The 26,329-nt window shown below is 46.1% G+C and carries 20 protein-coding genes; 13 read left to right on the forward strand and 7 right to left on the reverse strand.

All coding sequences use genetic code 11. The annotated features are described in order from the left end of the window. Nucleotides 1-53: 53 nt before the first annotated feature. On the reverse strand, nt 54-1,022 hold the full coding sequence (locus BN8899_RS03215) for a D-alanine--D-alanine ligase (protein ID WP_065218267.1): 969 nt from the start codon (nt 1,020-1,022) through the stop codon (nt 54-56). Nucleotides 1,023-1,137: 115 nt separating this feature from the next. Here BN8899_RS03215 and BN8899_RS03220 point away from each other — a divergent pair, with 115 nt between their 5' ends. Together BN8899_RS03220 and mdh are read left to right on the forward strand one after the other, a co-directional pair. Continuing rightward, complete coding sequence (locus BN8899_RS03220) at nt 1,138-2,553, forward strand: MATE family efflux transporter (RefSeq protein WP_065218268.1); 1,416 nt, start codon at nt 1,138-1,140, stop codon at nt 2,551-2,553. Nucleotides 2,554-2,746: 193 nt separating this feature from the next. Continuing rightward, nucleotides 2,747-3,685 carry a malate dehydrogenase gene (mdh, locus tag BN8899_RS03225; protein WP_018338314.1) on the forward strand — a complete coding sequence of 313 codons (939 nt, stop codon included), beginning with the start codon at nt 2,747-2,749 and terminating at the stop codon, nt 3,683-3,685. A gap of 16 nt (nt 3,686-3,701) precedes the next feature. Here mdh and BN8899_RS03230 read toward each other — a convergent pair whose 3' ends face one another. Further along, entirely contained in the window at nt 3,702-4,301 is a 600-nt protein-coding gene (locus tag BN8899_RS03230; protein WP_065218269.1) for a dual specificity protein phosphatase family protein, read from the reverse strand. A gap of 109 nt (nt 4,302-4,410) precedes the next feature. Here BN8899_RS03230 and BN8899_RS03235 point away from each other — a divergent pair, with 109 nt between their 5' ends. From BN8899_RS03235 to BN8899_RS03285, 11 genes are all read left to right on the forward strand, one after another. Continuing rightward, entirely contained in the window at nt 4,411-5,037 is a 627-nt protein-coding gene (locus BN8899_RS03235; protein ID WP_065218270.1) for a hypothetical protein, read from the forward strand. Next, nucleotides 5,034-5,336 carry a winged helix-turn-helix domain-containing protein gene (locus BN8899_RS03240; RefSeq protein ID WP_018338311.1) on the forward strand — a complete coding sequence of 101 codons (303 nt, stop codon included), beginning with the start codon at nt 5,034-5,036 and terminating at the stop codon, nt 5,334-5,336. Before BN8899_RS03235 ends, BN8899_RS03240 begins: the two co-directional genes overlap by 4 nt. 64 nt (nt 5,337-5,400) lie before the next feature. Beyond that, entirely contained in the window at nt 5,401-6,771 is a 1,371-nt protein-coding gene (gene creD, locus BN8899_RS03245; RefSeq protein WP_065218271.1) for a cell envelope integrity protein CreD, read from the forward strand. 296 nt (nt 6,772-7,067) lie between these two features. Further along, the gene (locus BN8899_RS03250; protein WP_018338309.1) at nt 7,068-7,493 is read left to right on the forward strand and encodes a retropepsin-like aspartic protease; all 426 of its coding nucleotides are present in this window, start codon (nt 7,068-7,070) and stop codon (nt 7,491-7,493) included. 101 nt (nt 7,494-7,594) lie between these two features. Continuing rightward, nucleotides 7,595-10,597, forward strand: a complete 3,003-nt coding sequence (gene secDF / locus BN8899_RS03255; RefSeq protein WP_065218272.1) for a protein translocase subunit SecDF — start codon at nt 7,595-7,597, stop codon at nt 10,595-10,597. Nucleotides 10,598-10,738: 141 nt separating this feature from the next. Further along, nucleotides 10,739-11,164, forward strand: a complete 426-nt coding sequence (locus BN8899_RS03260; RefSeq protein ID WP_065218273.1) for a hypothetical protein — start codon at nt 10,739-10,741, stop codon at nt 11,162-11,164. A gap of 110 nt (nt 11,165-11,274) precedes the next feature. Further along, entirely contained in the window at nt 11,275-11,523 is a 249-nt protein-coding gene (locus BN8899_RS03265; protein WP_018338306.1) for a (2Fe-2S) ferredoxin domain-containing protein, read from the forward strand. Then, nucleotides 11,514-13,229 (forward strand): [Fe-Fe] hydrogenase large subunit C-terminal domain-containing protein, encoded by a 1,716-nt coding sequence (locus BN8899_RS03270; RefSeq protein ID WP_065218274.1) that lies wholly within the window; start codon nt 11,514-11,516, stop codon nt 13,227-13,229. Before BN8899_RS03265 ends, BN8899_RS03270 begins: the two co-directional genes overlap by 10 nt. Nucleotides 13,230-13,240: 11 nt before the next feature. Then, nucleotides 13,241-14,425 carry a SpoIIE family protein phosphatase gene (locus tag BN8899_RS03275; RefSeq protein WP_018338304.1) on the forward strand — a complete coding sequence of 395 codons (1,185 nt, stop codon included), beginning with the start codon at nt 13,241-13,243 and terminating at the stop codon, nt 14,423-14,425. 30 nt (nt 14,426-14,455) lie between these two features. Then, nucleotides 14,456-14,710, forward strand: a complete 255-nt coding sequence (locus BN8899_RS03280; protein WP_018338303.1) for an NADH-quinone oxidoreductase subunit NuoE family protein — start codon at nt 14,456-14,458, stop codon at nt 14,708-14,710. Beyond that, nucleotides 14,700-16,121 carry a monomeric [FeFe] hydrogenase gene (locus BN8899_RS03285; RefSeq protein ID WP_018338302.1) on the forward strand — a complete coding sequence of 474 codons (1,422 nt, stop codon included), beginning with the start codon at nt 14,700-14,702 and terminating at the stop codon, nt 16,119-16,121. Before BN8899_RS03280 ends, BN8899_RS03285 begins: the two co-directional genes overlap by 11 nt. 67 nt (nt 16,122-16,188) lie before the next feature. Here BN8899_RS03285 and BN8899_RS03290 read toward each other — a convergent pair whose 3' ends face one another. From BN8899_RS03290 to BN8899_RS03310, 5 genes are all read right to left on the reverse strand, one after another. After that, nucleotides 16,189-18,870, reverse strand: a complete 2,682-nt coding sequence (locus BN8899_RS03290; RefSeq protein ID WP_065218275.1) for a zinc-dependent metalloprotease — start codon at nt 18,868-18,870, stop codon at nt 16,189-16,191. Between the two features lie 94 nt (nt 18,871-18,964). Continuing rightward, complete coding sequence (locus BN8899_RS03295; protein WP_065218276.1) at nt 18,965-19,897, reverse strand: hypothetical protein; 933 nt, start codon at nt 19,895-19,897, stop codon at nt 18,965-18,967. Between the two features lie 18 nt (nt 19,898-19,915). Next, the gene (locus BN8899_RS03300) at nt 19,916-21,421 is read right to left on the reverse strand and encodes a RagB/SusD family nutrient uptake outer membrane protein (RefSeq protein WP_018338299.1); all 1,506 of its coding nucleotides are present in this window, start codon (nt 21,419-21,421) and stop codon (nt 19,916-19,918) included. A 14-nt stretch (nt 21,422-21,435) separates the two neighbouring features. Beyond that, nucleotides 21,436-25,044 carry a SusC/RagA family TonB-linked outer membrane protein gene (locus tag BN8899_RS03305; protein WP_082986882.1) on the reverse strand — a complete coding sequence of 1,203 codons (3,609 nt, stop codon included), beginning with the start codon at nt 25,042-25,044 and terminating at the stop codon, nt 21,436-21,438. Nucleotides 25,045-25,099: 55 nt separating this feature from the next. Then, on the reverse strand, nt 25,100-26,281 hold the full coding sequence (locus tag BN8899_RS03310; RefSeq protein WP_065218278.1) for a FecR domain-containing protein: 1,182 nt from the start codon (nt 26,279-26,281) through the stop codon (nt 25,100-25,102). Between the last annotated feature and the right edge of the window lie 48 nt (nt 26,282-26,329).

Consider the following 26,329-nt stretch of genomic DNA (forward strand, 5'->3'; position numbering starts at 1 on the left):
TTCTAGCGCTCTCTCCATGGGAAATGAGTCAAAACACACCTCCACCTTGACAGCTAAAATTTGCTTTCAATGATCTTCGTCAATAGATCCCGCAGCGTTCCTCCCATCGCCCGTACCATTTTCGGGACAAAGCTATTCGAGGTCATCCCCGGCGTGGTGTTCACCTCGAGCATAAAGATCTCGTCGCCCCGCACGATATAATCCACCCGGATGATTCCGTCACACCTTAGTATATCGTAAATCATTGACGACAAGGTCTTGATCCGGTGTGTCAACTCGGGAGAAACGCGTGCCGGAATAATCTCGTCGGACATCTTGGGATCGTATTTTGCCTCGAAATCAAAAAACTCTTTCTTCGGGATTACTTCCGCTATGGGCATGGCAAAATCCAGATCCCCGGCTTTCACGACCCCACACGTCAACTCCGTCCCGTCGATAAACGTTTCGACCAGCACTTCCCGGCATAAGGCGAAAGCCGTCTTCAACGCCTCTTCCAGCTGCCCCGCTTCTTTCACTTTCGTCACCCCGAAACTCGATCCTTCGGCATTCGGCTTCACGAAACAAGGCAAGCCGACTTCCCCGATAATCTCGTTCACATCGTACTCCATCCCCCGTGTCAGCATGACGGAATTTGCCACGTTCACCCCGAAGCTCTTCAAGTAAGTATTACACGTGTGTTTATCAAATGTCAATGCCGAAGCCAAAACATTGCATCCCCCGTACGGCACCCCCATCATATCCAGGTATCCCTGCAAGAGCCCGTTCTCCCCGGGATTCCCGTGTATGGTAATGTAAGCAAAATCAAACATGATCTTCTCCCCGTTCCTCGTGAAAGAGAAGTCATTCTTATCCACCGGGTAAGCCTCGTCACCGATCTGCACGTGCCAATCCCTCCCTTTCAAGATAACAAGATACTTATTATACCGGGTTTCGTCCACCTGATCGAAAATATTATTCCCCGACTTGATCGAAACCTCGTACTCCGAAGAGTTGCCTCCTGCGAAAACTGCAATATTTTTCATACTAACCATTCTATTTAAAACCATTCAAACGAATATATCTTTCCGCGAAAGTATAAAAAAGAGAGAGGAAATTCATAAAAGGTTTAGTATTTTTGCAAGCCAAAAAAACGAGAATATGACGCGAGTAAACGACCTGACACGAGGAAGCATCAGCAAAGGGATATGGAGTATGGCTATTCCCTTAATCACAGCCTCTTTCGTCCAGATGGCCTACAGCATGACAGACATGATCTGGCTGGGACGCCTGGGAAGCGAAAGTGTGGCAGCAGTGGGTGTTGCCGGATTCTTCACGTGGCTGGGTAACGCCCTCTCGTTTATTAGTAAAGTGGGAGCCGAGGTCACCATCTCGCAATCCCTCGGGGCTCGTTCCGGCAAAAGAGCCCGGGCATACGCCAATCAAGCAGCCATGCTTTCGTCGATCATCGCGTTATGCTATGCCTGCTTCATATATATTGCAGCCCCCGCACTAGTCGGTCTGTTCCACCTGGAAGAGAACATATCCGCCCTTGCCGTGAACTATATGCGCCTGATTACCCCGGGACTTTTCTTCACATTCAACAACAACACGTATAGCGGGCTGTACAATGGACAAGGAAACAGCAAAACACCTTTAAAGATCGTCGCTATCGGACTGGTATTCAATATTATTCTCGACCCCTTGTTAATATACGGTTTCGGCTTCATCCCGGGATTGGGAACGGCCGGAGCCGCTATCGCCACGACTTTCTCCCAGCTTATCGTGTTTGCAATCTTTATTCGAAATCTCTACTTCCGTGATTCATCGATCGGGAAACTCTACTATTTCGCGGCATTACGTGCCCGTTTCGTGAAAAGGATATTCTCTCTCGGCTTGCCCGTCAGTATGCAAAGTGCCCTATTTGCCATGTTCTCCCTTACTTTGGCAACCGTGGCGGCACAATGGGGACATATCGGGGTGGCAGTGCAAAGCGTGGGCGCACAGATCGAGGCAATTACCTGGATGACTGCCGCCGGGTTCTCCACGGCATTGGCAGCCTTTACCGGACAAAATTTCGGGGCACGCGATTTTGACAGAATCCGTCTAGGATACCACTACACCCTAAAGCTGGCAGGAGGCATCGCCCTCGTGGCAACAGCCGCATTCCTCGTGTTCAGCAAAGAAATATTCGGTATATTTATCCATGAGCCGCAAACCCTGACAGCCGGAAGCGCCTACCTGAAAATACTTGCCATCTCGCAAGTATTTTCCGCCATCGAGCAAGTGACGGCGGGAGCCTTCAACGGGTGTGGCAGAACCACCCCGCCCGCCATCGTGGGCATCCTGCTCACCGGGGCAAGAATTCCTTTGGCATACTTCCTCGTGACCTTCCCCGCGTTAGGACTGAACGGCATCTGGTGGAGTATTTCTTTATCCAGCGTGCTCAAGGGAATAGTCCTCACGATATGGTACCTGTCATTCCAGAAAAAATTACAGAATGGCAATTACAAACCTACCGGTATCCTAGGGCAGATGCACGCCGTCGCTAGCCGCCTATGGCAGCAAATCCACTAAAGCCAAACGATAAAACTATTTGCAGCCCATAACTTTTCCGGTTCTTTCACGTATCCTTTATTGATTACAGAAAAAATTCTGTAATTTTTCGGCATAAAGATTGTTGAAATAAAAAATAAGGCTTACATTTGACAGCGCAAAAAGCAAACAAATAGCCAAAAAACGAAACGTATAACAATAAAAAATTACAGAAATGAAAGTAACAGTTGTAGGAGCAGGAAACGTTGGTGCAACATGCGCGAACTGCATTGCAGAAAAGGACATCGTGAATGAAGTTGTTCTTTTGGATATCAAAGAAGGCGTTGCAGAAGGGAAATCACTGGATATGTGGCAAACAGCCCCGATCAATCTTTATGATACCCGCATCAAAGGCGTAACCAACGATTACGAAGCAACTAACAATTCCGAAGTTGTAGTCATCACTTCCGGTCTACCCCGCAAACCGGGTATGAGCCGTGACGACTTAATCGCAACGAATGCCGGCATCGTAAAATCAGTAACTGAAAATATTATCAAACATTCACCGAACGCCAAGATCATCATCGTATCCAACCCGCTCGATGTAATGTGCTACTGCGCTTACCTGGCGGCAAAAATCGATTCCAGCCGCGTATTCGGTATGGCAGGTATCCTTGATACCGCCCGTTACAGAGCATTCTTGGCAGAAGCATTGAACGTTTCCCCGAAAGACATCCAAGCCTTATTGTTAGGTGGTCACGGCGACACCATGGTTCCGCTTCCAAGATATACCACCGTTGGCGGTATCCCTGTAACGGAATTAATAGACCATGACACGCTGCACGCTATCATCGAGAGAACCAAAGTAGGTGGCGGCGAATTGGTAAAATTGATGGGTACTTCCGCATGGTATGCCCCGGGTGCCGCTGCTGCTCAAATGGTAGAGGCTATCGTATGCAACCACAGAAGAGTATTCCCGGTATGTGCTTTATTGAACGGAGAGTACGGAATGAACAATATCTACTTGGGAGTTCCCGTAATCTTGGGCAAGAACGGTATCGAGAAAATCATCGAGGTAAAACTCGACAAAGACGAGCAAGAATTACTGGCACAATCTGCAAAAGCAGTGAAAACAGTAATGAACGTACTCGACGACATGAAATTATTTAACTAACAATAGTACTTCACGATCATTCTGTTAGAAAACCGTTCCGGGGCGCCGGGACGGTTTTTATTTTTGTCCTTTTCATTCCCCGTTCCAATTCATGCTTTATGGATACAACATCAGCCCGAAAGATCATATCTATAATCTGGCTAAATTGCTGATGGAAGCCGAATCCTCCTTCTGTCATTTCTCGAATGGCATCCTCTTTTGACCATCCTTGAAATACAACCCTGTACATGGCAATCACCGCCCCCGTACGATCGGAACCATGCCAGCAATGAACCAGTATCGGTCCCTTCCGATCCCGAATAATCTTCAATGCTTTCACGATATCTTTTTCATCAATTTTCGAGGCTCGAGTTTTCAAATGATGCAACTTTATGGTCGTTCCTTTCGCCTCATCTTTATCATCATGCCAATTCCGTAAATTCAACACCTCTTTTATCCCGTATCGTTCCAGCAGGATAAAATCAGTAGCCTTCGGCTGATTCGCCCGGTAGACACCCGTGTCAACACGATAAAAATTATCCAACCCGCTCCCCGGAAGAACAACCTTCTCGGCTTTCTGCCCAAAGCTCCCGAGAAAGCAACAAACTAAAAAAATCAACGCAATATATTTCCTCATAACCCGATATAAATTATCCGTTTAATACAAATTTATTAAAAATATAGGTTCTCACGTACACGTATTCGAAATTTATTTTTAACTTTGCAATGCAAAGAACTTTAAAGACATGAAAAACAAAGAAGCTCTCGACACATTGCACGACATCAAGAACCTCATGGAGAGGTCCACGAAATTCCTGTCCATAAGTGGCATATCCTCTGTACTGGTAGGCATTTACGCCTGTATTGGCACAGGTGTAGCATACAATCTCTTAAACGCCAATACTTCACAACGACTCATGCAAATATGCATCGTGGCTCTCGTCGTGCTGTTTTTTTCCCTGGTTACCGTGTTCACGATGAGTTACCGGAAAGCGATAAAAGTAAACCGAAACATCTTCACGGACAAATCGGTCTATCGGTTATTATGGAATTTCTTCCTGCCGCTATTTGCCGGAGGCGTTCTTTGCGTATCCCTGCTGTGGCATCACCATTACGGGCTGACCTCTTCCATCATGCTTATATTCTACGGGTTGTCATTAGTCAACTGCTCCAAATATACCTATTCGGACATTCGTTACCTCGGGTATGCCGAAATCTTTTTGGGACTGATCGACAGTTTCGTCGTCAACCACGCCCTCCTATTCTGGGTCATCGGTTTCGGGTTGCTCCACATCGCGGCAGGCATATACTTCTATTATAAGGTAGAGCGTCGCCAGGCATTATTCTCATCAAACACACGCGTGAACGCATGAAAGAAGTACTCGAAAATATCAACAAGGCTTTTGAAAGCAAAGCTCGGCTTGGCATCATGTCCGTGTTGATCGTCAACGAGTCGGTGGATTTCGTCACCCTCAAGAACTTGCTCGATCTCACGGACGGCAACCTTGCCAGCCACACCCGCAGCCTCGAGGAACTCGGGTACATCGAGTGCAGGAAACAATTTATCGGAAGACGCCCGAACACGACTTTCTCGGTGACCGAGAAAGGACGGGAAGCCTTCGCCAAACACCTGAACGCCCTAGAAGAATTTTTACAGAATCAAAACATATAATTTTTTTACCCTATTTACTTTGAGATACAAAGTTCTTTACAATAACAACTAAAAATAAAACACCATGAATGAAGAAACCACAAATCCACAGAAAGAGAAAAACACGAAGAACCGGGATGCGATAACGTTGAAAATTCTCCTGATCGGGGTACTCATCGTCGTGCTGATTATCCCCATGCTTATGATCCAGAACCTTATCAGCGAAAGGGAAGACACCGCAAAAGATGCGACAAATGAAGTCCAACAAAAATGGAGCGGTCCGCAAACCATCATCGGTCCGATACTCACCCTCTCTTATACTTACAAAGACGAAGAAGGAAAAACGCTATCCGGTTACGTCAACTACCTCCCCGAACACCTGGACATCACGGGAAACGTCGCCACCCAAGAACTCAAGCGGGGATTATACGAAATCATCGTTTATAATTCTTCCCTGGAACTCCGGGGCAAATTCATCTCGAAAGATCTCCTCGCTACACAATTCTCCCGCGAAATAAAATGGAACAACAACGCCACACTCAACCTAGGGGTCAGCGACCCGCGAGGAATCAGCGAGCAAGTCAGCCTCACGTGGAACGGACAGGAATATAACCTCGAACCGGGCGTCGCCCCTTACAGCATCATCCACTCCGGCATATCCATCAATCTTGACGCCAGCCAACTATTCACCCCCGGCAACTCGATAGACTTCTCTATCCAGCTGGAAACGAAAGGCTCCGGTTCCATGCTTTTCGCCCCGATAGGCAAGACAACAAACGTGGCATTGACCTCCAATTGCCCGACACCGAGCTTCACGGGCGCTTTCCTGCCCTTAGAGAGGGAAGTAGCTCCCGATGGTTTCACGAGCAAGTGGAAAGTCCTTGAAATAAACCGGAGTTTCCCTCAAGTATTCAGATCATACCGTAGCGAAGCTGCCGACTATTCCCGCGGAGAGATGAGTACGGTTCGAATAAACTCATCCATCACACCTTCCGTGTTCGGCGTTGATCTACTATTCCCCGTCGATCATTACCAAAAATCCACGCGTTCCGCTAAATACGCATTTCTCATCATCGTCCTGACTTTCGTGGTCTGCTTTTTCGTGGAGATCGTGCAAAACAAAAACATCCACCCGCTCCAATATTTACTGGTAGGACTGGCGCTCTGCCTATTTTACACGCTGTTGGTTTCCACCTCGGAACACATCAGCTTCACATGGGCATACCTCATCTCCGCTCTTGCCACCACCACGCTGATCACACTCTACATGGTCGGGATTCTGAAAATCAAGAAAACGGCACTCACCATCGGGGGATTGCTCGTGTGCTTGTACACCTATATATTCTTCCTGATTCAACTGGAAACCTACGCCCTGCTTGCCGGAAGTATCGGACTCTTTGTCATTTTGGCAATCATCATGTATTTCTCGCAGAAAATCAACTGGCACAATAATTAACGAGAAACAATCCACCACATACAGAGAACCCATTGTAAAACCAAAGAAGAACTACCCAAATCATACCCCACCCACGTTCTCGCTCCGTTTCTGCCGTAGAGATCCTATAATCTTTTATATAGAAACACAGGAGCACAAACGACACCGACACGACAGTGAGAGATGATTACCTCGGTTCTTCCACGGTTTTTCTACGGGTTCTCCACGGGTCTTCGGTTAAAACATTATTTTTGAAATTAACATCCTCATTTTTTGGATTTCACCGAAAATGCTTAGTTTTGTGCAAACGAAATTATATGGAGATAAAGATTCCGATAGAGGTCGTTGAGTTGGAAGACAATAGTTTCCACATCATCGCCACCCTGCAAATCGGTAGCATTGAGGGGGATTTTATTATTGACACGGGAGCGTCTGTCACGGTTATAGATAAACTGACACCGTTTTCCTATGAACCGCTGGAAGATGTTTCCGAGATTAACTCCGGGGGTGTGTGCGGAGAAATCAATGAAGTCGAGCTTGTGAATATCAACACCTTGCAAATCGGCGGGCACATGATAGAGAACGTGCATGCGGCAGTCATTGACCTCCAGTACGTGAATTCTCTATACGACAAACACCTGCACCGACGGGTTGCCGGATTGCTGGGAAGCGACTTTCTCGTGAAGCACGAGGCGATCATTGATTATAGAAATAAGGAGTTGACTTTAAAAGTATCTGCCTAATTGTATAGCTATTTTGAAAAAAATGTTATACTTTTGCGCATTAAATATTTTGTGTTAAAGCGAAAAATTGAAACATAAGTATATTATAAATTATTTAACAGATGCAGAATAAAGGAGCGATTACACTACTCGCTGTTGCATTAGCACTGGTGAGTCTTTATCAGTTGTTTTTTACTTATAAAACCAACCAGGTAGAGAAAGCAGCAAGTGAATTTGCGAACGGCGACCCGGCTAAAGAAAAGCGATATTTGGATTCAATCGCGAATCAACCGGTTTACAATTTCCTTGGATTAGCCAAGTTCACTTACAAGGAATGTAAGGAATTAGAGTTGAACCTCGGTTTGGACTTAAAGGGCGGTATGAACGTGACCATGGAAGTCGACGTGGTTGACGTGGTAAAAAGTCTTGCCAACCATAGTTCTGACCCCGCATTCAATCAGGCAATTGAGGAAGCCGTAAAAATGAGAGTTTCCAGCCCGAAGGACTTTGTAACCCTTTTCGGTGAGGCTTTTGAAAAAATTGCCCCGGGAGCGCAATTGGCTTCTCCGGCAATCTTCGGTACTCACGAGTTGAAAGAAAAAATCAAAGTGGGCGCCACGAACAAGGAAGTTCTCGACGTGGTTAGAAAAGAAGCCGAGGGCGCTATCGACAACACGTTCAATATTCTTCGTACCCGTATCGACCGTTTCGGTGTGGCTCAACCGAATATCCGCAAAGCAGATATTTCCGGAAGAATCATCATCGAATTGCCGGGTATCAAAGAACCGCAACGCGTGAGAGAGTTGCTTCAAGGAACCGCTGCCTTGGAATTCTATGAAACATATGACAACGCCAGAGGATTTGACGCGGGCGAGCAACCTTTTTATAATTACATAGCTCAAGCCGACCAAAAATTGGCAGAGATATTACAAGCTCAAGCTGAAGTTGAAGGAACTACCGACACGATTGCACAAGAGGGTGTAAAGCAAGAAGAGAACAAAGAATCGGCAATTCTTGACGCGATCAAAGGAGAGGCGGACTCACTGAAAAGCCTGGATCAAGCAAAAATAGCAAAAGAGCATCCGCTACTTGCATTATTGACACCTTACGTTTCACAACAAGGTCTGATCAACGGCTCTTGTGTAGGTAGCGCATTCCCGAAAGACACGGCAGCAATCAACGCGTATTTAAGAATGCCTCAAATAAGGGCTCTCTTCCCGCGTAACTCTCGTTTGTTGTGGGAAATGAAAGCAGATGAAAGAGGACAAATTCCTTTGCACGCGATCAAAATCACCACTCGTAACGGGAAAGCACCTCTTGAAGGAGATGCGGTTATCGATGCCCGCCAGGATTACGACCAACACGGCAAGCCGGTTGTTTCCATGTCAATGAATAGCGAAGGTGCCAAAACTTGGGCTCGCTTGACAAAAGACAACACGAATCGTAGTATCGCTATCGTTCTTGATGGTTTAGTGGCATCTTCACCTAACGTAATGAACGAAATCAAGGGAGGTAGTTCTCAGATTTCAGGTCGTTTCGACGTGAAAGAGGCTGGAGACCTTGCCAACATATTGAAATCAGGTAAATTGCCCGCACCCGCACGTATCATCGCTGACGAGGTAGTTGGAGCATCTTTGGGACAAGAAGCTATTCAATCCGGTATGTGGTCATTCATCATCGCTTTCGCATTGGTATTGGCATATATGTTATTCTTCTATAGCAAGAGTGCCGGTTTGGCAGCAGATATCGCTTTGCTTGCCAACTTGTTCTTCTTGTTCGGTATCTTGGCGTCCATCGGAGCCGTACTAACGTTACCCGGTATCGCCGGTATCGTGTTGACTATGGGTATGGCGGTCGATGCGAACGTGTTGATTTACGAACGTATTCAGGAAGAGTTACGCGCCGGGAAGGGGCTGAAACTCGCTATCAAGGAAGGTTACAACAACGCGTACTCGGCTATTATCGACGGTCAGTTGACCACCTTATTGACCGGATTTATCCTGTATTATTTCGGAGAAGGTCCTATCAAAGGTTTCGCAACCACGTTGATTATCGGTATCCTGTCTTCCTTGTTCACGGCGATCTTTATCACTCGTTTGATTCTTGAAAGAGCAGCATCGAAGAGCGACAATGTAACATTCACCACCCCGCTGACGGCAAACTGGTTGAGAAATACCAAATTCCCGTTCTTGCAGAAACGCAAAATTAGCTACACGGTGTCCGGTATCGTTGTTATCATCTGTTTTGTATCCCTGTTCACCAGAGGATTGGATAAAGGTATCGACTTCGTGGGAGGTAGAACTTACACGGTAACTTTTGCGCAAGACGTGCAAGTGGGTGACGTGGCTGAGAAATTAGCAGAAGTTTACGGAAGCGCTCCCGAGGTGAAAACGGTAGGAACTGCAAACAACGTGAAGATCACTACGAAATACCGGATCGAGGAAAGCGGTGCGGATGTAGATGCAAATGTTGACTCCTTGCTATATATAGGATTACAGGAAATTCTTCCCGCGGGAACAGACTACGAAACATTCCGTTCCGTGAACTTGCAACAAACCCAAAAGATCGGACCTGCAGTAGCTGAGGACATGACAAGAGCCGCTGTTTGGTCGGTATTGTTCGCCTTGATCGGTATATTCCTTTATATCATGGTTCGGTTCTCCAGGTGGCAATATGGCGCAGGCGCCGTTGTTGGTTTGGCTCACAATACCATTATCGTAATCGGAGCGTTCTCCTTGTTTGCCGGATTGTTGCCCTTCTCACTTGAGGTTGACCAGGCATTCATTGCGGCGGTACTGACCGTGGTCGGTTACACGATCAACGATACTGTGGTCGTATTCGACCGTATCCGTGAATACCGCAAATTGTACCCGAAACGGGATGACGAACAAGTTGTAAATGACGCATTGAACTCCACGCTACGCCGTACGTTCAGTACCTCGTTATCAACCATTGTCGTGCTGTTAGCTATATTTATCTTCGGTGGAGCATCCATCAAGGGATTCATTTTCGCCTTGTTGGTAGGTATCGTTGTCGGTACATATTCTTCACTATTCATCGCAACCCCGATCTCTTTCGATTTGACCAAAATATTCGGAAAGAAAAAAGTGGAAGAAAAGAAATAATTTTGATATTACATATCACGAGCAGCCCCCGAAAATCGGGGGCTGCTTTTGTTTCCGGGAATTTGTTGCTATCCACAAAATCAAAATTTGTTTTTTTGAAAGAAATATTGTACATTAACGCAATTCTAATTCATTGTGGTTATGAAAAAAATCGTCCCGCTCATCGTCTTAGCGCTTGACATCAGCCACAATCTTCGGCTCGTGAAAGTTAATTGCGAATCCAACAATCTAAAACAACTCGACATATCCCAAAATCAACTCCTCACGGATATAAATTGCAGTTTCAATTTTATTCAAAATGCAACCCTTACCTACCTGGACTGTGAAGGGAACCGTTTCCACAAGATCGACGTTAGCAGCAACAAATTGCTGAACAGGATTATTTACACGAGATTTGAAGATTCATGCAAAGGGTTTATTATCAAAGTCAAACCGGATTACGTTGACGGAAGTATCAATCTATATCCCAGATATAACAGTAAACTCCCGGAGAAATTAATTATACGGGTTTCCCAAAAGAGAAATAAGGATACACCATCAATTGACCGAGAAAAACTTACAAATTGAAAGTAAAAAACAGCAAATAATATTAAAGTTGCAATATAATTGGGTTTATTACAATAAATATCCTACTTTTGTAACGCAGAAAGTATCAACAGGATAATCGAACAACAAGTATGTCAAAGCGCCAAATCAGGATCTGTTTAGGAAGCTCTTGCTTTTCCCGGGGAAACAACACGAATCTCGGGGCGATCAAGAAATACCTAAGCGAAAATAACTTGGAAGCGGAGATCGATTTCTGTGGGCATTTGTGTGAGGAATTGTGCAGTAAGGGTCCGATTATTCGGATCGACGATAAAGTGTACGAAGAAGTGAATCTCTCGCGTTTATATAAAATCTTACAAGAAGAGTTTCCATGCAACTAAGACCTATCTACACGGAACCGGACAATTGCCAGGATTGCTACAAATGTATTCGGGAATGCCCCGTGAAAGCAATTCGCATGGAGGACAACAAAGCCTCCATCATTGAAGACCGTTGTATTTACTGCGGACACTGCACGCAAGTATGCCCGACGGGGGCTAAAAAGATTCGCGACGGGTTGACCCGGGCGAAACTGACCTTGACGCAAAACCCGAAAGTGTTGCTTTCCCTAGCTCCTTCATACGTGAGCGAATTCGAGGGGATTCATTCCAGCGTGTTGATCGCTGCCATCAAGAAATTAGGATTCACGGACGTTTCGGAAACCGCTCTCGGGGCGGAAATCGTGTCGGACAGGACGGAAAAGTTCCTGGAAGAGGCGGACAACGGGGTGTATATCTCCTCTGCCTGCCCAGTAGTGGTAGAATATATCCGGAAATACTCGCCGGAACACGTGCATAATATTACCCCGATCATCTCCCCGATGCTAGCTCACGCCAAGATTCTGAAACAATTGTACGGAGAGGACATCAAGATTGTGTTTGCCGGTCCCTGTATCTGCAAGAAACTGGAAGCCGACACGTTCAACAACCTAGTCGACGTGGTCATCACGTTCAAGGATTTGAAGAAATGGTTCGAGCAGGCTGAAATCAACCTGCACCAAATAGCACCAGGACAACCGGACGCCCACTTTATCCCTTACCGTTCGGGCATGGGGGCATATTACCCCATCGAGGGCGGGATGTTGAAAGGATTGCACGAACCTAAAAAACAAGTACACAACATGGCTTTTTCCGAACTATCAACGGTAAAAGACGTGTTGAAATCTCTGGATACCCGACGGGAAAATGATTCTATATTTCTTGAATTACTGGCTTGCAAAGGCGGCTGTATCAACGGTCCCGCAAAATTGAGCCATATATCCCCGGCGTTGAAAAGATACGAGATTATACACCAATCCGAATTGGGGAATCCCAAGGACGATTTCAAAAATATCGATTTGCAGATCCTGTTCTGCAAAGACCCGCATATCCAAGACCACGTCTACACGGAAGAAGAGATCAAGCAAGCTATGGCAGTGGTAGGCAAGACCGGTCCGGAGGACGAGTTGAATTGCAGCGGTTGCGGGTACGACACTTGCCGTGACTTCGCCATCGCCATGCTGGAAGGACGCGCCGAAGAAAATATGTGCGTGTCTTACATGCGGAAAATAGCCCACGACAAAGCCACCGTTCTTTTGCAAAAGATCCCGGCTGGCGTGTTGCTGGTTAATTCAGACCTGAAAGTCGTGGACATGAACCAATCCTGTGCCACACTTATGGGCGAAGACATAGCCTCGATATACGAGGTTTCCCCCGGGTTGAACGGAGTGCCGTTAAAGAATATTTGCTCTTACGAGGATTTATTCCATGCGGTACTGACCACGGGCAAAGAGATTATCGAACGGCAAGTGCGGGAAGAAGATCATACTTGGATTATCTCGATCTACAATATACAACCTCACCACATGGTGTTCGGGTTGCTACAAGACTTGCGGGAACCCTACGTGCGCAAGGAATGGATGCTGGAAAAGACCCAGGAAGTCATCAAGAAACACATGGAAACAGTCCAACAGGTGGCTTGCTTGCTGGGGGAAAATGCAGCGTTCACGGATGCCACGCTACGTACCGTTATGGAAGCTTACAAAAAGGATGACAAGAAACCACTCTAATTTCATTTGTTTTGAGAAATAACGGTAATTTCATCGAGGTAGACTTCTTCCAGAAGAACAAAGCAGGCAATATTGTTTGCGGGGATTGCTTCATGTCGCAAAAACTGAAAGGCGAGGGACGGGTGATCAGCGTGTTGTCTGACGGGCTAGGCAGCGGCATCAAAGCCTGCGTGCTATCGACAATGACCGCTACCATGGCGATGAATTTCACTGCCATGAACGAGAGCATCTTCCGAACCTCGACGTCCATCATGAACACATTGCCCAAGGACATGGTGCGCAAAATCAGCTACTCCACGTTCTGCATTTGTGACATCGACTGTTTCGGCAACGTGAAAATCATCGAGTACGAAACTCCCTCGTATTACCTCTACCGTGACGGCTTTTTCGTGGATATACCCAAGAAAAAAATTCCCGTGGAACGGGAAGACTTGGAAAACACGTTCCTGTGGATTTCGGAATTCACGCTGGAAAAAGAAGACCGCATCATTTTCTTCAGCGACGGTGTCACCCAATCCGGCATGGGTTCGCCTAAGATGCCTTTCGGATGGGAAGACGGCGTGAAGGATTATGTCGCCGGATTAGTAGAACATTACAATGATATATCCGCCAAGGAACTCGCGCATAAAATCGTGAACCAGGCGGAAAAGAACGACGGGTACTCGCTGAAAGACGACACGAGTTGTTGCGTCATCTATATGCGGAAACCCCGTAACCTGCTTGTATGCACGGGACCTCCTTACGACGAGAAAAACGACAAATACCTTGCCAGCCGGGTTCGGGAATTTCAAGGCAAGAAAATTCTCTGCGGGGGAACCACTGCCACCATCCTTTCACGAGAGCTCGGGGCAAGCATGGAAGTGGACATGAATATCGTGGACAAGGAACTCCCACCGATCTCCAAGATGGACGGAATCGACCTGGTCACGGAAGGAATCCTCACGCTCGGGAAGGTGGAACGCATCCTGACCGCCGGGGATATTGACCGACGCCGTGAAGCCGGACCGGCTGAAATGGTCGTCAGAATGTTATTGAATAGTGATAAGATCACGTTGCTCGTGGGAACCCGTATCAACACGGCTCACCAAGATCCTAATCTACCCGTAGAATTAGAAATCCGGAGAAACGTGGTCAAAAAAATAAAATTTTTATTGGAGACAAAATACCTGAAAGATGTAGAGATTATGTATATTTAGGGGCAAAATTCAAAACAAACGGCTTACATTATGGAAAAAGTAAATTTAAAAATATGCGTAGGCACCATGTGTTACGTCATGGGTGGCGCTGAATTAAGAGATGTTGTAGAATCTCTGCCCCAAAATATCATCGAACATCTGAACGTTAGTTATTCTCCATGCTTGGGATGCGGCAAGGGTGAAGAAACACCCCCGTTTATAGAGATAAACGGCAAGAGAGTCGCTGGCGTTAGTAAAAATAGTTTAATACGAATTATAAAAGAGGAACTTAGAGATGTTGTATGACAATTTTGCTATGCTCACAAAACGTGAGTTACTGATTAGAATTGTAAAACTTTTAAAAGAAAAAGATTTAGTAAATGGCGTAAAGTACATCCCGGTAGAAATGCGCCCCAGAAATAAAAAACCGATTAAATGCTGCGTGCATAAAGATCGTTATATCTTGAAGCACAAGATCATTTCAATCCTGGGATTCGAGATCACGGACGAGGAAATCGACCTGATCCCGCTAGCCGAGTTCGCCCAAAAAGCATTGGACAACAAGAACACGAAAGAGAACATTCTTTCCGTGGTTCACGAGGCTTGCAGTGCTTGTATGCAGTCACAGTATTTCGTGACCAACATGTGCCGTGGTTGCGAGGGACGCCCCTGCTTGATGAACTGCCCGAAGGCAGCCATCTCCTTCAAGGGAGGAAAAGCAAGCATCACGCAGGAAGATTGCGTGAGCTGCGGGCTCTGCTCCAAAGTATGTCCTTACCACGCTATCGTGTACACCCCCGTTCCTTGCGAGGAAGTTTGCCCGGTAAAAGCAATTACCAAAGGAGAGGACGGCACGGAACATATTGACAAAGACAAATGTATCTATTGCGGAAAATGTATGCAGACCTGCCCGTACGGAGCCATCATGGAACGTTCCAAGGTGATCGACGTTTACAAAAGCATCAGCGACCCGAACAAAAAAATCATAGCTATCCCTGCCCCGGCAATCTACGGGCAGTTTAACGCTACCCCGGGACAAATCCTATCGGCAATCAAGGCTATCGGGTTCGACGAGGTTGTGGAAGTGGCATTAGGTGCGGAAGACACCTCACGCAACGAGGCTGCCGAATTCCTAGAACGCATGCACGAGGGGAAACCTTTCATGACGACCTCCTGCTGCCCAGCATACGTGGGTTGGGTAGACAAACACGCACCCATGGTGAAACCGTTCGTTTCGGACACGCGTAGCCCCATGGTGTACGCTGCCCGCCGAGTGAAAGAACAATACCCGGATGCCGAAGTGGTATTTATCGGACCGTGTCTGGCAAAACGTTACGAGGCTGAAATGTACGTACCGGAAGTTGACTACGTGATGAGCTTCGAGGAACTCGGCGCATTCATGGTCGCTTACGATATCAACGTGGAAACTTGCGAAGAGATGCCTTTGAACCCGGAAGTTACCAAATTCTCCCGCGGATACGCCCAAGCCGGAGGTGTCCGAAATGCCATCGTGGAAGCTGTCGGAAATGGTTACACCACCCTTTCCCTCGAAGGATTGGACAAGAAAAACCAGACCCTGCTGAAAATGATGCCGAAGAAACCAGAAGCACAGTTCGTGGAAGTCATGGCTTGCGACGGCGGTTGCGTCAACGGACCTTGCTCGTTAGCCCCACTGACCCTGGCAAAACGACAAATCAAAAAAGCTTTAGAAAAATAAAATTTATCTATAAAATTAAAAACCGACCTCCGGATGTGGAGGTCGGTTTTTATTTTGCACCAACTTATTACTTTGTCAATTTACGATCCAGCATAAAGAGTAAAGCCTCGTAATGCGCCAAGGTTTCCCCACTCGCTTTAGTTAATTTGGATTCCAACAACCGTTTAATCCGCATACCAAAAGCATGAAGATTACTCTTGGAGTTATCGATAGCCGTCACGGACACGGCTCTTTGCCAACCGTAACCATACCCAAAACTTTCTAAATCGATCTCTTTCATCAAGCTGCCTATTCCCTGTTCCCGCTCGATCTTGCGCAATTTATCCGCAAACTGAGCCACAAGCCCGGTTTCGTCCAGCCCATAAGCCACGATATCGTCCACAGAAGGAGCAAAAGCATCATTGATAGAAGTGATTCCCAATAATCCGTTACCCTTCTCTTTCTCGGTGAAGGTTTCTGTGATCAGATCCACTGTAGCAGATTGCAACATCTTCTCACTGGAAGTTAAAGGACGATCTTTAATCACGTTCTCGAATACCAAATTATAGAAATCATCAAAAAATTCCTCGATCTTGTACGGATCGGAAGAGATATGAGAGGAAAGTAACACTCCTTTATACAAAGGTTTCAAACTATTCGCCAATGCCATCTGGAGCACGGGTTCCATGTTCACACCCAGAGGAAATTTACGAGTCAATTCTTTGTTATTCAACCAATCCGAGTGTTTGAAATGATTTAACGCCCACTTTAAAGAAGCTTTCTGCGTAGCCCGTGGTACAGCCCGGAAGCGATCGCCGGGAGTCCCATCCTTCACCTCGGTCAAGTAAATTCCCCCGATATTGTACAAAGTATTCCGAATATAGCGATAGAACTGGTTGGCAATTCCTTGATACAAGGCATATTTGTGGGTTCCGTCGGAATCATCCTTGATCCAGTTATCGAGATTTTTCAAGATATACTGTAAATTTTTAATACCGTAATCACCCGCTTTCATTGGGTCATCGCCTAAATCTTCTTCCAAGGCGCTTGGGTCATAACGACTGAAAATTTGCTGACGTCCATAACGATACAACGGATCTCCGGCTTTTTCGTCTACCATTTTTTCCAAAATAGCAGCCTCTTCTTCCATATCTTTCGCCCCGGGGAAATACTGATAGTTCCATTTCACCATGTAATCATCATAGACACCTAAAACAGGAGGAGTTAATTTCACTCCTTTATCTCCCGGTTGTGCCACATAATTAAAACGAGCATAATCCATGATAGAAGGAGTCGTACCATACTTTTGCGTGAAACTTGCAGAACGCAAAGAATCTACCGGGTAAGCAGAAGATGCCGCCATATTATGCATAAAGCCTAAAGTATGTCCGATCTCATGAGCGACCACATACTCGATTGACTCATCCATAATCTTTTTCGGCATTTTTTTATTCCGTACCGAAGGATCAACTTGTGCTGTCTGAATGAATCGCCAATTATTAATCATCCCCACAATATTGCTATAAACTAATACAGACGCATTCATAATTTCTCCCGTTGTCGGATCCACATACGAGGGTCCCATAGCATTGGCAATCCCCGTAGGCAAATAGCGGATACATGAATATTTCAAGTTTTCCGGGTCAAAATTAGGATCATCTTTCGGAAAATCCCGTACCTGCATCACGTTTTTAAAGCCGATCTTTTCGAATGACGCATTCCAACGCAACACAGCTTTCCGTATCGGCTCTTTCCATTCTTCCGGAAAAGCGTTATCCACGTACCACACAATCGGTTTCTTCGGTTCTACCAGCTTACCTTGTTTATAAGCCTTCTCATCCTTCGGCTCCAAACGCCAGCGGTGAGCCACAGAATAACTTTCAACGCCATCATTTTGCAAAGTATAATGTTCTTTGTTGGTCAAGAAAATACCTACCCGAGAATCACTCTTCCTCGGACGCATCTTATCTTCCGGCAACAACAACAGCGAACGGGTTGCCGTAACGGTTACATCCATTTTTGCATACGTCATTCCCATGAACAACAATGACACGGTATGCGGCATCAATGTCCGAACGGTCAGATTGTCATCAAATGTCTTTATACTGGTGATAACGGACATTTTCGATTTCACTTTACCCGAAAGCCGGAATATTGAAATACTACTTCTAAACAGAGAGGAAAGACTGTTATCTTCTGCGAATAAACTGGTTACATCAAAAACGACAGCACTCTTGTCCGGATTGTAAGCAACAATTTTAAACACATCCAACACGGGGTCCAATGTATTTTCCCGTATAGCCTGACCTATATTCTGCTCCTTTCGGTCATACGTGGTGGTGGTATTCACTTGCCGCAAACAAATCAACGAATCCTCTTTCGTGAACCGGATATGTTCCATCGTCTTGTGTCCCATATCTGCCACGGCACTATTACTCGTTGCCGAAGGGGCTGATGAAAATAACATTTCTCGTCCCAAATAGGTCAACGGGAATTCAAAATAAAGCTTGTTATCAATCTTGTGTAAAGTTATAAAATTACTTTTCACCGTTTCAAAAGCCTTATCTTTAAAAAGTTTCTCGTATTCCGTGGGTTTCTTTTTCTCCTCGGGTTTCTTTACATCTTTCTTCACGTCCTTTTTCTTGTCGGACTTCTTGGGTAGTGTGTCAACCACAGTCAACAGTGCCCCCGGGCTCCCAACCGCATAAAGTCTCTGAAAACCAGGCAACATCATCAAGGTTACCACTAACAACATCATACAATTTTTCATACAATCCATTTTATACATTGATACAATAGGAACCCAGGGGATGCGTTTCGCATCCCTCCGGTAATCCCAATAAACATTAAAACTTCAAATTAATTTACTCCTCTGCTTTTTCTCTCTTGGGTAAAGTTTTTCCTGTCAAGACCTCTAAATCCAAATTATACACACGCTTCATTTCTTCGGCAAGCAAAATACAACGTTCCTTGCACGCAGGAGGGTAAAGGGAACTGGTTCCCTTAATCAGATAACGATCTATACTGCTTTGCGTCTGATTCAACAACCACAATATCGACTCCTTTACATCCACTTCCGCCGTCAAACTCTGATATTTACCATTCGCATCCTTGTAATTATATTTACCATGAAACATTCCTGCAGCCCGGGCATTCGCAGCCGTCTTTATTAATGTATAATCAATAGTTTTAAATCCTTCAGGGGCTTCAAACTTTCCATAATTGCCCATAAACGTCCAATAAGCTGCATTCAATGCTTCCTTCAATTTATTCTTCTCTGTATCAGTCATATCCGACAAGGTTGCATTGATTCCCGTGATGGTCATACTTGTAGCCGTTGTCAGGTAACTTTCTGTTTTTAACTCCACGACCCCAGGCTTGAGAATATTCGTAGACCAATAGTACACCGAATCAGCCAAAAACAAGTAACGCGGTAACCTTCCCTGTAAGAATTCGGCGGAATACAAGTCCAACCACAAGTCAAAAATTATATTTACCCCCGCCTCAACATTCTCCTCCTTGGGTAACACGATATGATAGTCCTGCAATGCATTCGTCACGCTCTGCACGTTCCAAAACGGATCGATCGTATCGTACTCGTACAAAATAAAGGTATCAAACTTCTCGTAGAAGTCCAGAATCCGGTCATCATACTCCGCATCTCCCTGCGGCAACGTGTACTTCATCGGCAGATGCTCGGACGGTTCGAGAGTATCCTCATCCTGATTACAACCGCTTATAATTCCCGTGCAAATGATGCACACGCAAAAAATATGGAAAAGAAAATTCTTATTCATAATTCTTCATTTTCATCGTTATAAACTCACTGGCAGGCGTTGTCCCGACAAACTCTTGTTCGGTTCAATTCCCGGGTTCAGATCCGTCACCATGGACGGGATATCCTGCACGTACATCGGGTCGGACTCTTCCAGAACATACACTTCTTGCGTTGTCCCATCCGGAGTCCATACTCTCTCCAAACGAGGCATCCCGTAACGCCTCAGATCAAACCAACGCTGTCCCTCGAAACACAATTCCTTGCGCCGCTCTAACTTGTAAATATCCAGCAACTCGTCCGCCGTTCCCATCTCCACATCCGGTTGTACCGTTCCATCCCGTGACACGTAACGTGTTCTCCGGAAGTCATTCAACAATTCAAGAGCCTCATCGCCAGCACCCTTATCTCCCTCCTTGTATTGCATCAACAAAGCCTCTATCGCATTCAAATAAGCCTCCGTAGCACGGAATCCCTGCCCGTAATTGATCGAATTCTTATTATACTTCTTCACGGAAATCAAATTATCTTTCAAGAAAAAGAAATAATCTTTCCGTTTATCGGTCAATCCATCCTCTTCAAAACAAGCGTACAATTTACTGGAAGCCATAAAAGCGTCCGAGAGAGATGAAGCATCCGAGTATCCCCACCAGTTCCTCCGGGAACCGAACAACCAGATGATATCCTCGTTCCCTTCCCGGAAAACATATTTTGTTTCATAATCACCCTCAGCCACCCCCGTGTAATCACATAAACTTTTCCGTTCCATCACGTAACGGGCATGTTTCAACGCCTCTTTCCAATTATTCATGTAAAGATAAATCCGCGAAGCCAACAAATGAGCCGGCAAATAAGTCACCCGGTACTTCACGGCTTCCCGTTGCTCCTTGTCCAACAACAACACCGCATTCTCGATATCCTCCACGATCAATTTATACACTTCAGCCACCGTATTCCGGGGGAACACCAATTCCCCGATCTCCGGTTGCGTGATAATGGGCACTCCCAAATTCACGCTGGGGTCGCTCTTCTTATCATTATAAGGCCACCCGTAAATATTCACTAGCTGGAAATAATAGAATGCCCGCAAGAAATAAGCCTGCCCTTTCAAGTAGTTCTTATCCTCATCCGTCCCCGTGGACTCATCCACGTACTTCAAAATCAGATTACAACCCAAGATGCACTCGTAATAATTTTTCCATGGAACGTACCCACCTGCATTATACGTACTCCCCTTGTCCTCTAGCACTTGATCTACCGCCAAGGGCTGCCAGGTGTAAAACAATTTCTGCCACAAATGCTCATCCTTGTATCCACTTCCAAGAAAAGAACTCTGTGGGAAAATATTCTCCACATCATCATCCATATAGTATGTCATGTTATCCACATACTCGTTCTCAGCCAAATATCCCTCGTACAGTAATAACTCGCTGAAAGACTTCGTCGACTCCGGGGTTACTTCATCGGGTGGCGTTTTCGACAGGAAATCATCACACGCCCAACACAATCCCACGATGATCCATAATATATTTATCTTTTTCATCATGATACTCCTTTCCGTTAAATATTCAAATTAATAGAAAAATTATACGACGGCAATAACGGCACATTCATCGATCCCGTTTCCGGGTCTTGCTTTTTCAACCGCTTGTCCTTCACCACGAACAAATTCGTCCCGGTAAGTCCCACGGACATAGATGATACCCCAAGTTTAGACAATATATTCCTCGGTAACTTGTAAGATAACGACATCGAGCGACAACGCAAATAATCAGCACTCACTACCCGATGACACCCCTCATCCCACATCTTGAATAGCCCCCGGGAACCACCCGGATGCGTGTACGTGTTATTATTCATATTCTTCGGACCCAGAAATCCCGGCTTATCCGTCCATGCCTCGTCGCCTTGTTTTCTCCAGTGGGTAATGAACTCTGACGACAAATTCTGGTCAAACGTCGGAACCTTTGCCGCATCCATAGATGAAGTTCCACCCTGGTATACCGGACGCAAACGAGTCTTGGCGCCTAGGGCAAACGAGAACTTTGCGCTAAACGACAAATTCTTGTAGGACAAATTCGTGTTGAAACCTCCCGTCACGTCAGGATTCTTACTACCCGAGTACACCAGATACTTCGCGGCATCCAGTCGTAATTCCTCTTTCGTGTATCCGCTGTTCTCCCCGAAATCAAACACCGGGAGCCCGTCTTTATTCAACCCCTTGAAATTCCATGACCAGAATGAACCCACCGGGCGATTCGGGTAAGCCACAGAACCACTCAGGTAACTGGAATAGGATTCCGACCGGATATTACGTTCAATCTCGTTCCGGTTAAACGATATATTCGTGGAAATCGACCATGTTACGTCCTTCGTCTTCACCGCTACTCCACGCAACGAGAACTCGTACCCCTCGTTCGTTAACTTCGAGTCATTAAAATAATTTCTATATTTGTCGACCCCATATTCCAACGGGGCTTCCCTGTTAAACAGTACCTTATCCCCTTTCTTCAAGTAATATTCTGCCGTGAAAGACAACCTATTCTTCAACACCGCGATCTCCAACCCCAAATTAATCGTCCGGGTCTTCTCCCAATCCAAATTCGGGTTCGGCAGCCCATCTAGTGCTAACTGGAATTCTCCCAAGTACTGGTTAATCGCGTATCTACCCGTGAGGTACTTCGCCTTCAAACTCGGACTAACTCCATACACCACATTTCCCTGGAAACCGTAACTGGCTTTCACGTTCAATACCGAGAGCAGATTCTGTTCCTTCATCCACGTTTCTTCCAGAATATTCCAACGGGCGCTGGCACTCCATATCGGTGAGAAACGAAACTTTTTGTTCTGCCCGAAACGGTTCGTTCCGTCCACGCTGAAACTGGCATTCACCACGTACCGTCGTTTGTAGTCGTACACCAACGATGCCATCACTTTCACCGTATTGTCAATCCTGTCCTTTATCGTCACCTTGTATTTCCCGGAAGAAGAACCATAGCTGTTTCCCAAGAACCCGGAATCATCTTTATTATACTCGTAAAATATCGAGTGCCCGCGATCCGGAAAATAACCGTACTCATCTGTCGTGAAACCGGAACTCTTCCGCGAAGTGATCTGCCCTCCACCAAGTAACGAAATCGTGTGCGTTTCTTGCCATGATTTATTATACCGTAACGTACCCCGCAACTCCCACTTCGTCATATTCTCATCCCGGCGTTGATAATATCCCCCGTAAGGGTATTGCGACAATTTTTCCTGCGTGCCCCCGATCGGCACTGCCCCGTAATCATATCCCCGCTTGTTCGCCATGTAATACGAACGTTCGGAAGCATACTTGATTCCCAAACTGCGGCTATCCATGTAAGCAAATATAATCTCTCCCTTCACCCCCTTGTATAGGTCAAGCGCCAAATTCATACTTCCGCTGAACTCTTTCGTGCGCCCTGTGTTGGAGGTTTCTTTCAATTCATTCAAATAATTATACGTCACCGGGTACTCGTATTCCACTTTCACCTCCTCGACGGTTCCCGAAAGTTTCTTCACGTCTTTCAGGTAATACTCGTCTGGCAGAATCGTCCGGGAAGTCGACAACGCGTAATTCATCGGGGTTGTGCTGAAAAATCCCTTCACTTTCCGATCCGAGTAGTTCACTTTCATATCTGCCTTCAACCACTTCGCCAACTGTGTATTCACGCGCACATTTGCCGTGAAACGAGTGGATTGGTCGCCCTTCTGCGTCCCCCTGTCATTGGAATAACTCACGGAAGTATAATACGTCGACTTCTCGTTACCACCGGACACCGACAGCGAATGATTATTACTGATACTATTCTCGAAGAGCAAATCGAACCAGTCTGTGTTCGCCCGCTCCCGCAACTTATACTCCCGCTCTGCATCCTCGTATGTCGCATTCCCGCTCAAGTAATCGATCATGACCTTCTCGAACCCGTAATTCGGCAACTTCTCGAAGATCATCCCGTCCTCGAACAACTCACGTGAAATAGCCATCCGTTGCTTCGAGTTCATCAAATTGGCAGACTTCCGGTAACTCGGTCTTTCCAAAAACTTCAAGTTTCCACTATAACTGATCGTCGTCTTCCGGGAGTTCCCTTTTTTCGTCGTCACCACGATCACCCCGTTTGCCGCCCGCGTACCGTAAATCGCCGTGGCTGCTGCATCCTTCAGAAACGTGATACTCTCGATATCCATCGGATTCACTCCGGAAATCGCACCCCCGAACATCGTGTAATCTCCCGCATCATTCAACATATTCTCCACGTCCTCGTTAGAAACATCTATCGGGCTCTCTTGGATAATCCCGTCAATCACCCACACGGGCGAAGCATTTCCCAACAATGTGGCAGTTCCCCGCATACGCATTTTCGGCAGGCTGGAAGTACTTCCCGAACCGTACGACAACATCAAGCCGGGAACCTCCCCCTGCAACATATCTTCCACGGAAGTACTACCGGGAACCATCACGTCCTCCATTTTTACCGAATACGTCGAGGCGGCAGACAAACTTTTGTCTATCCTTTGGTAACCGGTTACAACCACCTCGTCCACTTCAGCAACCAGTTCCTCCAGCACGATTTTCAACGGCTCATCTCCTTCCACGCTAACCTGCTGTTTCTTGAAGCCAATAAATGAAACCTCTAGCTTACATTCCTGCCCCTCGGGAACAATAATCGTGAAAACCCCGTCCTTATTGGTAATTCTTCCTAAAACACTCCCCACAACCTTGATCGTAGCCCCGGGTAACGGATTCCCGTTGTGGTCTACCACAACACCCGTCACCTTTCTCCCAACCGCGGGAGTCGACCGTTCCACTCTCTTGAACAACAAGTTTCTCCCGATCAGCTCGTATTTCATGTTAGATCCCTTCAAACAGGAATCTAACGCCGCTTCCATCAGAATATCCTTGAACTCGAAACTTCTCGATCCCAATTTCCGGATATCCCCGTCATAATACATGAATTCATAGGGAACTTGCTTCTCTATCAATTTCAAAATTTCAATCATCGGCATCTCTTTCACCGAAAGAGAAACCCGATATTCCTTTTTTTCCTGCGACCATACCGGTCCGGAAAACAACAGAATTAAAAGCAGCAGACAACAACGCTGCCCAAAACAACCCTGCCAAAATTGCCTGTTTCGATTTTTTTTCATAGATTTGTAATATTAATTGATACTGGACAAAGTCAACCGTTTAATCCCAATAAAACTATTTGACTTTGTCTTTTTCTTTTACCAACACGCTATTCCCTTTTTTCACAAATGTCACCACATTCATCCGCTGGAATACATCCAACACTTCCGCAATCGGTTGATCCCTACGCACGCTTCCCGTGAACTCATAGTTCTTCAATTCCTCGCGCTCAAACACGAAACTAACGTCATACCATCTGGACAAAGTTCGCATCACGCTCTCCAAACGTTCGTGCTCGAACACGAAAGCACCTCTCAACCACGCCAACTCCCGGCTCAAGTTTGCCTCTCCCTCGTACAACACACCCCGTTCCACGTAAGCTTTCTGCCTTGGTTCCAGTACAACGTCTGTCCCTTTGAACGACACTTTCACCTTGCCTTCTACCAGTACTGTCGACCACTCCCGCTCCTCCGGGTACACCCGCATCATAAATGAAGTTCCCAATACCTCCGTACGGAAAGCACCGGCATTCACGATAAAAGGTCTGTTCGAATCTTTTGCTACTTCCAGATAGACCTCTCCACTCACCCGGATCTCCCGTTTCGATTTACCGAACGCCTCGGGGAAATAAACACTCGATTCCGAATTCAACCAGATCACGCTCCCGTCCGAAAGTTTCAATTTATACTCTCCTCCCCTCGGCACATCCAACTGATGATAGCGAACCTGTTCGTTCTTGGACTTGTCATCCTGATAGACCAATTCCCGCAAAGAATCCTTCACCACGAAATAATCGCCCAACATCTTCTTATTCTGTCCTGTCCGATCCCCGATCTCAATCTCGTTACCGTCTGCTGTCTTCAAGATAGCCAGCACTTTCCCGTTACTTACCGGAACTGCTTTCTTCTCCGGTGAATATAATTGCAACCAAGCACCCAGACCAAGTAACACCAAAACAACTGACGCTGCCGCGTAATACATCCATCGTTTCACGAACCCACGTGCAGACTTCTCCTCGAATATACGTTTTTTCAACTCCTCGAAATCCCGTGCCACATCCACCTCGTGCCAACGCTCGTATCGCGACCGGAGATCCCGTTTCTCTCGCATCTTCACCAACATCTCCCGATGCCCCCGGTCTTCCCGCAACCATCCGGCTAATCGTGAACGTTCATCGGATGTCATTTCCCCGTCAAAGTATTTCTTCAACAAAGTGCTGACTATCTCGATCTCCTTGTATATATATTCTGTGCTCATAATTGTTTTTATTATAACACACGAAACTTCCCGGTTACGACTACACGA

It is taken from the genome of Butyricimonas sp. Marseille-P2440, assembly GCF_900091675.1.
GTDB classification, from domain to species: Bacteria; Bacteroidota; Bacteroidia; order Bacteroidales; family Marinifilaceae; genus Butyricimonas; species Butyricimonas synergistica.